At 57.2% G+C, this 13,567-nt stretch carries 11 protein-coding genes and 1 pseudogene; 6 read left to right on the plus strand and 6 right to left on the minus strand.

Annotated features, from left to right (window positions below):
• Positions 1–106 precede the first annotated feature (106 nt).
• Genes RMR16_RS16270 through RMR16_RS16280 form a run of 3 tightly spaced genes read right to left on the minus strand, consistent with a single transcriptional unit; the run spans position 107 to position 5,384 of the window.
• Positions 107–3,214 carry an efflux RND transporter permease subunit gene (locus tag RMR16_RS16270; protein ID WP_320199721.1) on the minus strand — a complete coding sequence of 1,036 codons (3,108 nt, stop codon included), beginning with the start codon at positions 3,212–3,214 and terminating at the stop codon, positions 107–109.
• On the minus strand, positions 3,211–4,290 hold the full coding sequence (locus tag RMR16_RS16275) for an efflux RND transporter periplasmic adaptor subunit (protein WP_320199722.1): 1,080 nt from the start codon (positions 4,288–4,290) through the stop codon (positions 3,211–3,213). Before RMR16_RS16275 ends, RMR16_RS16270 begins: the two co-directional genes overlap by 4 nt.
• Positions 4,287–5,384: an efflux RND transporter periplasmic adaptor subunit gene (locus RMR16_RS16280; RefSeq protein WP_320199723.1), complete on the minus strand. Its 1,098-nt coding sequence runs from the start codon at positions 5,382–5,384 to the stop codon at positions 4,287–4,289. The genes RMR16_RS16275 and RMR16_RS16280 overlap by 4 nt, the downstream gene beginning before the upstream one ends.
• A gap of 218 nt (positions 5,385–5,602) precedes the next feature.
• Between RMR16_RS16280 and RMR16_RS16285 the strand changes: the two genes are divergently transcribed.
• Positions 5,603–6,202: a TetR/AcrR family transcriptional regulator gene (locus RMR16_RS16285; RefSeq protein ID WP_320199724.1), complete on the plus strand. Its 600-nt coding sequence runs from the start codon at positions 5,603–5,605 to the stop codon at positions 6,200–6,202.
• A gap of 94 nt (positions 6,203–6,296) precedes the next feature.
• Here RMR16_RS16285 and RMR16_RS16290 read toward each other — a convergent pair whose 3' ends face one another.
• From RMR16_RS16290 to RMR16_RS16300, 3 genes are read right to left on the minus strand one after another with little or no spacing between them, the layout of a single operon-like run.
• On the minus strand, positions 6,297–7,079 hold the full coding sequence (locus RMR16_RS16290) for an SDR family oxidoreductase (protein ID WP_320199852.1): 783 nt from the start codon (positions 7,077–7,079) through the stop codon (positions 6,297–6,299).
• 17 nt (positions 7,080–7,096) lie between these two features.
• Complete coding sequence (locus RMR16_RS16295; RefSeq protein ID WP_320199725.1) at positions 7,097–8,290, minus strand: aminotransferase class V-fold PLP-dependent enzyme; 1,194 nt, start codon at positions 8,288–8,290, stop codon at positions 7,097–7,099.
• Complete coding sequence (locus RMR16_RS16300; RefSeq protein WP_320199726.1) at positions 8,284–8,763, minus strand: RidA family protein; 480 nt, start codon at positions 8,761–8,763, stop codon at positions 8,284–8,286. Before RMR16_RS16300 ends, RMR16_RS16295 begins: the two co-directional genes overlap by 7 nt.
• Here RMR16_RS16300 and RMR16_RS16305 point away from each other — a divergent pair.
• The 5 genes and pseudogenes from RMR16_RS16305 (at position 8,762) to RMR16_RS16325 (ending at position 13,557) form a co-directional block, all read left to right on the plus strand.
• A complete protein-coding gene (locus RMR16_RS16305; RefSeq protein ID WP_413785985.1) occupies positions 8,762–9,802 on the plus strand; it encodes a LysR substrate-binding domain-containing protein in 1,041 nt (346 codons plus the stop codon). The two genes, RMR16_RS16300 and RMR16_RS16305, sit on opposite strands and share 2 nt — an antisense overlap.
• Positions 9,777–10,234, plus strand: a pseudogene (locus RMR16_RS16310) (sensor histidine kinase); the annotation flags it as partial. The gene RMR16_RS16305 and the pseudogene RMR16_RS16310, both read left to right, overlap by 26 nt.
• Positions 10,235–10,638: 404 nt before the next feature.
• The gene (locus RMR16_RS16315; protein ID WP_320199727.1) at positions 10,639–11,469 is read left to right on the plus strand and encodes a metallophosphoesterase family protein; all 831 of its coding nucleotides are present in this window, start codon (positions 10,639–10,641) and stop codon (positions 11,467–11,469) included.
• Complete coding sequence (locus RMR16_RS16320; protein WP_320199728.1) at positions 11,466–12,626, plus strand: ABC transporter ATP-binding protein; 1,161 nt, start codon at positions 11,466–11,468, stop codon at positions 12,624–12,626. The genes RMR16_RS16315 and RMR16_RS16320 overlap by 4 nt, the downstream gene beginning before the upstream one ends.
• Positions 12,619–13,557: a carbohydrate ABC transporter permease gene (locus RMR16_RS16325; RefSeq protein WP_320199729.1), complete on the plus strand. Its 939-nt coding sequence runs from the start codon at positions 12,619–12,621 to the stop codon at positions 13,555–13,557. Before RMR16_RS16320 ends, RMR16_RS16325 begins: the two co-directional genes overlap by 8 nt.
• Positions 13,558–13,567: the final 10 nt, after the last annotated feature.

Genomic DNA, 13,567 nt, shown 5'->3' on the forward strand with positions numbered 1-13,567 from the left:
GGGCTAACAAAAAAACCGTGGCCCAAGAAGTCCTTAATCCGCCGTACCAAGACAATGGGGGCGGAATGGTCGTCAACCACTCCGCCCAGATAAATCGGCTTCGATGTCAGACGGGTTTGGCTAGACCATCGCCAACGTCGTCGGGACTCAGATGATCAGACTTCGCTGCACCCTCCTCAGGTGGCTTGATTCCAAACCAGGCGATGTAGAGCGCTGGCAGGAATAACAGCGTCAGCACTGTACCGACGATGATCCCGCCCATCATGGCGTAGGCCATTGGACCCCAGAAGATTTCCCGAGCAATCGGGATCAACGCCAGACTTGCCGCAGCAGCCGTTAGAAGGATTGGCCGCATCCGGTGTTCGGTAGCTTCACGCACCGCGTCCCATGCGTGCTGGCCTCGTTTACGATGCTCCTCGATCTGGACCACGAGAATGACGGAGTTTCGAATTAGAATGCCGACAAGCGCCAGAATTCCCAAAATGGCCACAAACCCCATCGGTGCATTGCTGGATAAAAGAGCAATGACCACGCCGATCAAGGCCAATGGTGCGACGGCAAAGACCAGGAACAAGCGCGAAAAGCTCTGGAGCTGGATCATCAGCAGGGTTGCGATGGCAAACAACATGAGTGGCACCACCGCAGCAATCGGGCCTTGGCTCTTGGCGCTTTCCTCAACGCTGCCGCCGACGACAACTTTGTAGTTCTGCGGCAGCTTCGCCGAAAAGGCAGCGACATCCTTGTCAAGCTGGGCGACAATCGTTGCTGGTTGCGTAGAATCCAGAATGCCCGCCTTGACTGTCAACGTGGGCAGACGCGACCTGCGCCACACCACCGGTGGTTCGGTTTCGTAGCGGAATTGTGCAACGGCTGCCAGAGGAACAGAGTTTCCATCGGCGCCCGGCAATTGCAGGTCACGCAGACTCTCTATCGATTGGCGTTCGGACGCTGTAGCCCTCGCCAAAACATTGATCTGATAGATGTCGTCGCGGACCTGCGTGACGGATGTTCCGCCGACAATACCGTTCAGCGCCGCAGCGATATCCTGCGAGGTGACGCCAAGCTGGCGTGCCTTGTCTTGCAGCACATCAACCTTGACCACCCGCGCCGGCTCGTTCCAGTCATAGACCACATCGCCGAGAAGCGGATTTTTGCCGACCACACTGCCAAGTTCAAGGGCGATCCTGCGCACCTCGCCGATATCAGGACCGCTGACGCGGTACTGCACGGGTCGACCAACGGGAGGGCCGATGTCAAGCAGCTTCACATAGGCATCGGTGCCAACAAAGGTCTTCTTGAGATAGGCCTGAAGATCGCCTTTCAGTCGATCGCGGGCTTCCAGGCTTTTCGTGACGATCACCTGTTGGCCGAAGGCGGTGTTTGGCGGCTGAACGTCGAAAGAGAGTACAAAACGTTGGGCGCCTACGCCGACATAGGTTGACCAGTGCTCGATATCGGGATTGCCGACGAGCTTTTCGCGCTCGAACTGCGCCATCTGCGCGTTCGTTTGCGTGATCGACGCGTTTTGTGGCAAGGTCCAGTCGACAATCAGCTCCACGCGGTCCGACGACGGAAAGAACTGCTGCTGGACGAAACCCAAACCGTAGACCGAGCTTCCAAAGACCAAAACGGTTGCGACGATTGTTGTCCACTTCCAGCGAATGCAGATGTCAAGCACGCGCGAGAACAGACGGCTGAACCAGCCCTTCTCGCCATGATGCTGCTTCATCGTCTTCGGCAGGATTGCAACGCCGAGCAAGGGCGCAAAAACCACGGCCACGACCCAGGAAACCAGCAGGGACACGGCGATGACAACAAAGAGTGAGAATGTAAACTCACCGGCGGCACTGCTGTTCAAGCCAACCGGGATAAAGCTTGCTACCGTTACGAGCGTGCCTGTCAGCATGGGAAAGGCTGTCGATGTATAAACGTATGTTGCGGCCTTGCGCAGCGTGTCGCCTGCTTCCAGCCGCGCCACCATCATCTCCACGGCAATCATCGCGTCATCGACGAGAAGACCGAGCGCGATGATGAGAGCGCCAAGCGAAATTCGTTGCAGCGATATGCCATAATAGGACATGAAGACGAAGGTGATGGCGAGCGTCAGCGGAATGGCCAAGGCAACCACCAAGCCGGCTCGCACGCCAAGGCTAATGAAGCTGACCACGAGAACAATGACCACGGCTTCGATCAACGCCTTGGTGAAGCCAGATACCGCTTCCGCCACGATCACCGGCTGATCCGACACGAGATGGATATCCACGCCGACTGGCAGATAGGCCTGAACTTTCTCGATTTCCTTCTCGAGCGCTGTGCCGAACTCCAGCAGGTTGGCACCCTGCTTCATGCCTATAGCGAGCCCGATGGCGTCCTGGCCATTAAATCGGAACAGCGACTGTGGTGGATCGGTATAGCCACGTGTGACCGTCGCGATATCGCTCAGGCGAAAGAAACGATTGTTGACCTGAAGATTGACGGCGCGCAGGCTATCTTCGGACGCGAACTGCCCGTTGACCCGAATGCTGACGCGCTCACCCTCGGCTTGGATAACACCCGACGGAGCGATGGCGTTCTGTGCCTGCAACGTCGCCAGCACCTCGCTTTGGTTGACACCGAGAGCCGCCAGCTGCCGGATTGAGAATTCGAGATAGATGACTTCATCTTGGGCGCCGACCAAATCCACTTTGCCAACATTGGCGACTGTCAAGATATCTCTGCGCGCCCGCTCGACATAATCACGCAGTTGCCGCTGTGTCAGACCATCGGCCGTGAAAGCATAGATGTTGCCAAAAACATCCCCGAAGCGATCGTTGAACGTCGGATCGAGCACGCCGGATGGAAATTGCGCTCTGATATCGCCTATGTAATCGCGCACAGTTCGCCAGACAGCTGGAACATCGCGCGCTTTGGTCGAGTCTTTCAGGAAGACGAAAACGATGGTCTGGCCCGCGGTCGTGATGCTCTTCGTATAATCGAGCGCGTCCAGTTCTTCGAGCTTGCGCTCGATGCGTTCCGTGACTTGAAGCGTCGTCTCCGCGACCGACGCGCCTGGCCACTGCGCCGCAATCGTCATCGTCTTGATGGTGAAGTTGGGATCTTCTTCCCGCCCGAGATTGAGGTAAGAAAAGAAACCGAGAACGCCGAAGACGATCATAAAATACCAGACGAGGGATGCGTGATCGAGCGCCCAGTCGGAGAGGTTGAATTTTTTCATGGACGTTCTCTGCCTTCAATCCTGATTTTTTGGCCTTCCGTCAGGCTATTCACGCCTGCGGTGACGACGCGCATGCCCTGCTCGACACCGGATAGGGCGACGATGCGGCCATCGATATCCGGGCCTGTTTGAATCTCGCGCGTGTTGACGATACCCTTGCCTTCATCAACGACCCAGACAAAGGTTTTGCCATCGCGAGACAATATCGCCGATGCGGGCAGGATTATCCGTGCGGCGACAGCTTCCTTGAGCGAGGCGGTAATCGTCGTGCCAAGCCGGAAACTCTCCGGTGGATTTTCAAGGGCGATCTTGACGCGGCGCGTGCGTGTTGCCTCATCGGCCGCCGGGGCTATTTCGCGTACCCTACCGTTCACAGACAGTGCAGGATTGACCTGTAGGGAGACAGAAAAAAGCGTTCCCTCTGTAATAGCCCGGTTGTTATCAGAGATGTCGACGACGGCATCTCGTTCGTCCGGCTTGGCAACTGTGACGACCGATGCGCCGGCGGTTACGACCTGTCCAACTTCAGCGCCCTTTTCGGTGACGATGCCGTCATAGGCTGCTGTGATCTGCGTGTAGGACAGTTGCTCTTCGGCCTTTGACAAGACGGACCGGGCCTGAACGACCGACGCCTGCGCCGATGCACTCGAACGTTCGGCGTTTTCGACGGCAGCGCGCGTCTCCGTCCCGCCTTTCAACAGCGCATTTGCGCGCTGTTCGACAGAGCGCGCGTTGGCAAGGGTGGCCTCGGCGCTGACGAGGTCAGCTCGGGCAGAATTGACGACGAGCGTGAGTGATGTGGGATCGAGCGCAGCCAGCAACTGACCACGGGTGACGACATCGCCGATATCGACGTCGCGTGCGACGAGCAGGCCTGCAACGCGTGGCCCGAACACGGTTTGCACCTTCGGCTGCACCGTGCCGGCAAAACTCGTCCCCTGAAGAGCCTCCATCTTGACGACCGTGGATAATACCGCGCGGGGTGGCTGCTGTGCCACCTCATCTTTTTCCTGGCAACTCGATAGCGTCAGCGAGGCGAGGGACGCGAGGAGAAACGTCATCGTTACGGACTTCATAGGGCTTGCTCCTCAACGACATCAACCACTTGTCCCGGGCGCAAACTTTTTGCTCCGTCGATGACCACGATCTCGCCTTTGGATACGCCGCCGGATATCAACACGCGGCCTGTTTCATAGGATGCTATCGTCACGGGTCTCAAATCTGCCGTTCGGCTCTTCGGGTCGATGACCCACACCGCAGGTTTGTCATTGATTGCCGAAACCGACGTCCACGGCAGGATCAGCAACTTGGCAGGCTTGGGCCGGGCGATACCTATTACCGACGCACCGAGCGTCATACGATCCGGGGTATTGTCCATCGCAATCTTGACCTTCACCGTGCCGGTGGACGCATTGATCGTCGGGGAAATTTCACTCACGGTGCCCGTGGTTTGGACCGATGGATCGCTCACAAGAGCCAGCACGATCTTTGGGTCGTCCGGCTCTTCAGAGAGCAAAGATTCGTAAATGTTGAAAATTGCATCGCGCGGGCCGTCTTTTGCAATGGTGTAAACAGTCTGCGCTGTCTGGACGACCTGCCCTGTTTCAACACTGCGCACAGTCACGATGCCATCGGTATCTGCCCGAAGCTCTGCGTATGAGAGCGCGTCACGCGCAGTACCTACCTGAGCCTTGGACGATTCAAGCGATGCCTGAGCGGTCTGAAGTGTCGTCTGCGCCTGATCGAAAAGCTCCTGTGTCGAGGCATTTGTGCCAAGCAACATCTTCTGGCGCTCAAACGAGAGCGAAGCCTGCTTTACGACAGCTTCCGCACCCTGAAGGGCGGCCTCGGCGGATTCGACATCCGCGTTCTGCTCTTTGGGATCTATCCGTGCAAGCACCTGCCCTTTTTTAACGCGCTCGCCAACGTCGACCGTCCATTCCGTAATCTTGCCGCTGACGCGGAAAGACAGATTGGTGGTGACATGCGCTGCGACTTCGCCGGTCAGCTTAACCGGTCGGCTGTAGCTCGTAAATTCAGCCGTTACGGTTCGCACAGCGGTGTTCTGGCGTTCGGGCCTCTTTTCGTCGTCCTTGCAGGACGACACCAGAAGGCCACAGGCGATGACCAAAAGAAAGGCGCTATTCCCGCTCGACATTAAAAAACGCATCGCAGCAAATCCATTTCTTACCTCATGTTTCAGTAGCGGGCGCAAACGGAGAACCGGCAACATTCAAACTCACGACCGGGAGGCTTTCCATTTACATACATACCAATTGTTTGTCAAATTATACATACATGAGTTTGTAAAGCCTCGCCATTCGGCTATGCTCGCACGGACGGGCGCGCAAGCATCCGCATAATCTGTAGTGATGTGAGGAGAATACCGTGAGACGCACAAAAGAGGAAGCTGCCCAGACACGGCAAGAAATTCTTCGCAAGGCTGAGCAGCTTTTTCTCATGAACGGTTATGAGAACGTCACTCTTGAAGAAATTGCCGCTGCCGCCAGCGTCACGCGTGGCGCGGTTCACTGGCATTTCAAAAACAAGCAGGGCATCCTGTTCGCCTTGAGAGACGAGTTTCGAGAGCCACTTTCAGCGCTGGCCGAGGAGATGATGCAGGATAACGCGTCCAAGCCGTTGGATGCGCTTGCCGATTTTGTCGAGAAAATGTTTACCACATTGCATACCGACAAGCGCAATAAGGGCATGTTGCGGGTCATGATGTATTTCGACGCCGTTGAGCCTGGGGCAGCCGACAAACAGGCGTTCCAACAAGCCTTGCTTCTTGCCCTGACGCAAATCTTTACAGCCGCAGACAACCGCAAGAAACTCTCAGCACCGTGGACGCCCGCCATGGCCGCCGCACTTCTTTCTTCTTCCATAAGAGGCCTGATGCTCGAATGGGCCTTGGACGACGCCACCTTCGAACTGGTGCCAGACGGACAGAATTTTATCCGAATGATTCTGAAGAATTGGCAGGCTTGAGTTTATAATGAAATTCGCCTGACGCCGATTGTGACCGAGCCTCCTGTTGCCCCACATTGGCAACAGGAGCAAATGCGTATGAATGTGCGGAATGCTATCCAAGCGTAGATCGGAATGCGCCACCATCGAGCAATAGGTTCTGACCGACGATATAGCCTGCATATTGGCCGCACAGGAACGCTGCGGCGGCACCGAACTCTTCTACTGTCCCAAAGCGACCGGTTGGATTTTCAGCCTGAGCCTCCTGTCGCACTTGCTCGGCGGAAACCTTTCGCGCTGCTGCCGTTTTCTCGAAAAGAGCTGCGATACGATCAGTTTCATGCGAACCGGGAAGGAGGTTGTTGATTGTCACACCATGTTTGGCGACTTGCCTTGCCGTTCCCGCGACAAAGCCAGTCAGGCCACTGCGTGACGCGTTCGAAAGTCCAAGCTCAGGGATAGGAGACTTCACTGACGCCGAGGTGATATTAATCACCCTTCCCCATTTTCTATCGATCATGCCCGGCAAAACCGCTTTCATCAGCGAGATCGGAGCGAGCATGTTTGCGTGGAGCGCACTCAACCAGTCTTCCTCGCTCCAATCAGACCATGATCCCGGCGGTGGCCCACCCGCATTGTTCACCAGAATATCGGGAGAAGGCTCCGCATCCAACAGCGCCTGGCGCCCTTCCGCCGTGGTTACGTCCGCCACAACCGTTCGAATTTCTGCGTTCGTCTGCTCACGAATCTCTTGCGCTGTCGCCTCGAGTCCATCCCGGTTGCGACCGTTGAGGGTGATAATGGCACCGGCCTCCGCAAGCTTTTGTGCCACGCCTTTGCCAAGACCTCTCGAACTGGCACACACAATCGCACGTTTTCCAGCTATCCCCAGATCCATCGCAAATCTTCTTTCCATCAACGAGATATCCTCGCGAGTTGTGTGACCGCCTCGACGAGACGCGTGACCTCACCCACGGTATTAAAATAACTGACCGAAGCACGGGCTATCTCGCGCAATCCGCGAGCCGTCATGTCGAACGGCGTATAAGCCACCCCGTTCGCTCCAATTGTGATGCTTTTTTCGGCTAACCTGCTTTTGACGTTCGAGGCTGAGACCCCTTCAACCGTGAAAGAGACCAATCCAGACTGCCTTGTGCCGAGATCGCGCACCTCAACTCCCGGAACAGCCTGTAACCCTTGCCGAAGTATGGCCGACAGAATGCCAATCCGATTGTGGATCGCATCAATGCCCAGCTCTGACGCAAGGGTGATTGCTTCTCCAAGACCCATGTGCAAAGCGACCGATGCTTCGGATGTTTCGAACAGACGGGCATCTGTTCTCAGTTCCGGCATCCAGTCTACCAGTGGGCCGGAACTCACGTCCAGAAATACGGGTTCCAATGTTTCGAGGAATGTCGAACGGATATAAAGTAGAGCGGTGCCACGCGGACCTCTGATATATTTCCGTCCCGCAGCTTTCAGGACATCACAACCGATTTTTGCAACATCGATTGGCACCTGCCCAAGTGCCTGCCCGGCGTCAACCAAATAGGGTATGCCCGCCGCATTGGCGATTTTGCCGATTGCTTCGGCATCGTTTATCAGCCCCCCGTTTGCGGGAAGCCAAGTAAGCGAGATCAGCCGCACCTTGTCGTCGATCATTGCGGCAAGAGCATCCGCGTCGACGCTTCCATCATCACGACAGGGAATAACCTCCAGCGTCGCGCCTGCGCGGGCCACGGCACGCTGCATCGTTGCAACATTGCCGCCCCATTCCTGCCTGCCGACCAGAATTCGATCGCCGGGACGCAGCGGCGGCAACGCTGCAAAGACCATCCCCCAAACGGCGGAGCCAGATGTGCCGAATGCGATCTCGCCTGCTTCGGCGCCGATCAATCTCGTAGCATTTGCGCGCAGAGTTGAAAGCCGATCTGCAACCTGCGCGGCGGCCTCCATTGGGCCTCGTAAAGCCTCTCGTTTCAAGTGGCTGACGACAGCGTCTGTCACGCGCTTTGGGGGCAGTGATGCTCCGGAGTGATTAAAATGAATGAGTTCGGCGCAGCCGGGGGTGTCATCGCGCAAAATTTGGATCGTAGCGTCCGTCAGCACTGGTTGCCCTCCAGCTCCACAATTGCGTCGATCTCGACAGCGGCACCTGCGGGAAGTGAGCTCATGCCAAGCGCTGCTCTCGCATGGCTTCCGGCCTCGCCAAAAACAGCAATCATGAGATCAGAGGCGCCGTTTGCTATCTGCGAATGATCTGTGAAGTCCTTCGTCGCAGCGACGTATACGCCGAGCTTCACGATACGGCGCACTGAGGAAAGTGAACCGTCGGTGCTGACAGCGATCTGGGCAAGAACATTGATAGCCGCGATGCGTGCTGCCTCTATGCCCTGCGCGTGTGAGTACCCAGCGCCGAGCGTTCCAGCAAGAACCTCACCGTTTGCAGCCTTGCTGATCTGGCCGGAGATGAGTAGTTGGCCGCCTGAACGGACAACGGATACGTAGCTCGCAACGGGCGCAGCAGGTGCGGGCAGCTCGATTCCGAGGGTAGCCAGTTTTTCGCGAATAGATGTCGACATGTGTTTCTCCTTTTTATTCTTCATGGAAGAAAAAAGAGCCGCGTTCCAATTCAAAGCTTTACGCCTTGCGATCGAAATCGCTAATGTCATGCAGCCGCTTCTGTTTGAGGTCCGACCTGATTTGCGAAACTCTCCGCTTCTTCCTCCGCTTTCCGCCGTCAGAGTTTTCCAGGCTGTGGCCCACCAACTTAGCTTTCGCCTGGCCGGAGAAGAGCTTCTGATCACTCAAAGCGCGGTGAGCCACCACATCAAGCAGCTCGAAAACTCATTGGGCACCTCGCTTTTTAGGCGCAGGAGCAAAAGCATCGAATTGACCGAAGAAGGTGCAATGTTCCTTGCAACCGTGGATCATGCATTGACGCTTTTATCGGAGGGCACAGCCAAGGTGCGTGCACGTTCAGGGCAAACAAGATTGCGGGTTAGCTTACTGCCGTCTTTCGCCGCCAACTGGCTTGTCAGCCGACTTGACCGGTTTCACAAAGATCATCCGAAGATAGACATCGAACTGGACCCGACATTAAGGGTCGTTGATATCAGCCGCGGGGAAGCAGACGTGGCGATCCGCTTTGGCGAATTCGATACCAGCAAACAGGCATATGTGCATCTTGCCAACGAAGAACTTTTTCCTGTTCTCAGCCCAGCCCTCTATGACAACGGTGCCCGTTTCCAATCCCCACAAGACCTGCTCGATTATACGATATTGCAGTCGAAGAGCGGTCTCGAATGGCAATTGTGGTCTGAGGCGGCGGAAATCCATTTGGGGCAAGCCAAACAAGTGCATCTTACGGATTATAATATCGTATTGCAGGCAGCGCTTGATGGTCAGGGTATTGCCATGGGCCGAAGCCTTCTCGTCCAGAAGTATCTCCAGAGCGGGCAGCTTGTAAGACCTCTAACGATAAACATCAGTTCGGAGAAGGCCGCTTACTGGGCGCATTTCGACCCGCTTTCCAAAAAAAAATCGGCCGTGGAGGCCTTCGTCGGCTGGCTAAAGGCGGAAATAGAATCATCCGTCGTGGACCGTCGCCCCCGAGCGTGACGGCGTAAACTTCATCGCCGTCGGGCGCGATCTCAGTCATGTGAAAGCGCGAGAGGCGGAACTGGAGCAGGCTCAGGAAGCGCTGCGGCAAAGCCAGAAGATGGATGCGGTCGGGCAACTCACCGGCGGCCTTGCCCGCGGCTTCAACAACCTGCTCGCGGGCATCTCCGGTTCGCTCGACCTGATGCAAACCCGCATTGGGCAGGGACGCTTCAACGAGCTTGAGCACTACATGGCCGTTTCGGATAACGGCGTCGGCATGACGCCCGAAGTGGTGGAGCGTGCATTCGAACCTTTTTTCACGACCAAGCCCATCGGGCTTGATACGGGCCTGGGCCTGTCGATGATCCATGGCTCGTGAACCAGTCAGGCGGACACGTCAGGATTCATTCCGCGGTTGGAAGAGGCACGACGGTGACGATTCCTTCTCCCTCGCCATGCGACTGTTGAAACTGCCCCCACCAATGTCGAGGTCGAAAACGTCGACTTGCAGGCGAAGGGTGGAGAGTCGAGAGGCCGTCGTCCGACGCTGTTGCAATGGTGCGAGCCATAGGTCTGCCGTTTGCGATACGAATTCTCTGAAACTGTATTACTTCTGGGCTCTGTGGCAGACCGGTGAGGCACCCCTGCACGCTTGGCTTGCACAGTTGGAGTTTAGCCGGGGATCCGCTTGCCTCTAAGAGCGTCGAACTTGTGAAGATTTTGCAACAAAACTGAAAATTTACTGACAAAAGCTGTAGCCACACTGACATCATCAGCGACTAAAGACGGCGGAAACAAATGCCGGTCGTGCTTTAGAGCATTCTCCGGAAAATCTAAGTTTCCGGAGTTTCGTCTTGAAAATTGTCCATATCACCGACACTCACCTCAGCCCCAGCAAGTCGCATTTTAACGACAACTGGGAACCGCTGGTCCGCTGGATCGAGAGCGAGAAACCAGATTTCGTCATTCACACCGGCGACCTCAGCATCGATGGCGCGGATTTCGAGGCGGACATCGCCTTCGCCATGGACATGATGCGCCAGCTGTCGATGCCGGTGCTGATCGTCCCGGGCAATCACGACGTCGGCCATTTCCACGGCTCGGCCCAACCCGTCAACACCGAACGTCTCGAACGCTGGCACCGCCTCGTCGGCCCTGACTACTGGGTCGAAGACACAGACACCTGGCGTATCATCGGCCTCAACAGCCTTCTGATTGGCCTCGGTGGTGCGGAAGAGGAAGCACAGGAACGCTGGCTTGAAGACCAGCTCGCGAGCCGGGAAGGCCGCCGTGTGGCAATCTTTACCCACAAACCGCTGTTTGTCGATGACGCGAAGGAGCCGGAAGCAGGGTACTGGAGCGCTCCGTTCGCACCGCGCATGCGCCTGCTTGGTCTCATTGCCAAGCACGATGTCGCACTGGTTGGCTCGGGTCACCTGCACTGGAGCTGGATTGGCCGTCATGAAAACACCAGCCTTGTCTGGGCACCGCCTTCCTCCTTCATACTTGGGGCCATGGAACGCGAAATGCCCGGCGAACGCCTCGTCGGCGCGGCCATCCACGAACTCGGAGACACTGTCGAAAGCCGTCTGGTCGCGGTCGATGGCCTGAAACCCTATTTCCTCGATGACGTGGTGGCCGAGGTTTACCCCTCTGCCGTCAAGAAGAAGGAAGCCGCCGAATGAGCGTCCTGTCCCTTTCCAACATCACCAAATCCTTCGGCGCCAACGATATTCTCAAGGGTGTCAGCCTTGAAGCGGAACCCGGCGAATTCATCGCGCTTGTCGGCCCGTCGGGCTGCGGCAAGAGCACACTGCTGCGCATTGTCGCCGGTCTGGAACACGCCGATGGCGGCGAGATCAGCCTTGCTGGCAAGACGCTGTCGAACCTGACGGCTGCGGACCGCAACATCGCCATGGTGTTCCAGTCCTATGCACTCTATCCACATCTGACCGCCGGTCAGAACATTGCCGTGCCACTGGCCATGCGCCGCCTGACGGCCACCCAGCGCCTGCCTTTGATCGGCAACCTCATGCCGGGCCAGAAGAATATCCGTCAGGGCATTCTGAGGGAAGTCGAGGCCATGGCCTCGTCCCTCAAGATCGGCCACCTGCTGGATCGCAAGCCTGGCCAGATGTCCGGCGGCCAGCGCCAGCGCGTGGCGCTCGCCCGCGCCATGGTCCGCCACCCTGCCCTGTTCCTGATGGACGAACCATTGTCCAACCTCGACGCCAACCTGCGTGTGCATGCCCGTGGCGAAATCGTCGAACTGCACCGCAAATCCGGCGTGCCTGCCCTTTACGTGACGCATGACCAGTCCGAAGCCCTGTCCATGGCCAGCCGTGTGGCCGTGATGATCGGTGGCCGATTGCTGCAACTGGCAACGCCACAGGCAATCTACGAAGACCCCTCGCATATCGAGGTTGCGCGTTTCATCGGCCAGCCGCGCATCAACCTGCTTCCCACCAAGGCCACGGCCAACGGCATGGTGCAGTTCGGCGGCATCACCATTGCAGCGTCCAGCCTGTCGCATGGCGATGACGTCACTGTCGGCATCCGCCCGGAATTCGTAACGCTGGCGTCGCAGTCGAAGGACACAATAGCCGCCACGGTGGAACGCCTGGAATTTCTCGGCTCTGAGGTCATTCTTTTTGCCCGCCTGAACGGCATGGGTGAAACGGTTGTCGTCAAGCTGACGCCATCAGATGCCGCTAACCTTGGCCCCGGAAAGCCGGTGTATCTGGCCATCCAGCCAGACAAGGCGATGCTGTTTGCCAGCGAAGGTGAACGTATCAGCACGGAAGTCTCCACCGTTGGCGCGCCGGAGCTGCTCCATGGCTGATCTCACTGCCTCCGCGACAGCGTTTACGAGATCTGCACCGTCGCAGGCCGACATCGCCGCCCGGCGCGAAAGCCGCGTGGCATGGCTGCTGGCTGCGCCCGCAATCACCTTGATGATGCTGTTCATCATCGTTCCCGCACTTGCCGTCATCGTGCTCGGTTTTACCGATTTCGAACTGGGTTATTCGGATTTCCGCTTTGTCGGTTTTGAAAACTACGCGGAGCTTTTCAGTGATCGCACGTTCCGCAAGTCCCTGTGGAACACGGTGGTGTACACCGCCATCGTCACCCCGTTTTCCATCTTCATCGGCCTGGGCATTGCCATGCTGATCGAGGCGGAGCCGCGTGCACGCGCATTCTTCCGCACCGTCTATTTCTTGCCGGTTGCCTCGCTGCTCGTCGCCATGGCCACCGTTTGGCAATATATGCTGCACCCCAGCATCGGGCCGGTGAACATGTTGCTCGCCGTCTTCGGTATAACCGGTCCTAACTGGCTCGGTTCGTCCAGCACGGTCCTGCCGAGCCTTGCCATCATCGGCATCTGGCAGTCGGTTGGTTTCAATATGGTGCTTTTTCTGGCGGGCCTGACAGCCATTCCACGCGATCTCTACGCGGCTGCCGAAATGGATGGCGTGCGCTCCAGTTTCGAACGGTTCCGGCTGGTCACCTGGCCAATGCTCGGACCGACCACGCTGTTTGTCGTGACGATCAGCATCATCAACTCGGTCAAGGTGTTCGAAACGGTCAAGGCACTCACCGAAGGTGGCCCGAACAAGGCGTCCGAAGTTCTGCTTTTCACCATCTATCAGGAGGGTTTCGTCTACCTGCGGGTCGGCTACGCCTCGGCCATGACGGTGATCTTCCTCGCCATTCTGGTGGTTCTGATGTTCCTCCAGTACCGCGTTCTTGACCGCAAGGTGCACTACTCATGAGCCATCCCAC

Origin of the sequence: Agrobacterium sp. rho-13.3, assembly GCF_033957765.2 — a bacterium.
Taxonomy (GTDB): Bacteria; Pseudomonadota; Alphaproteobacteria; order Rhizobiales; family Rhizobiaceae; genus Agrobacterium.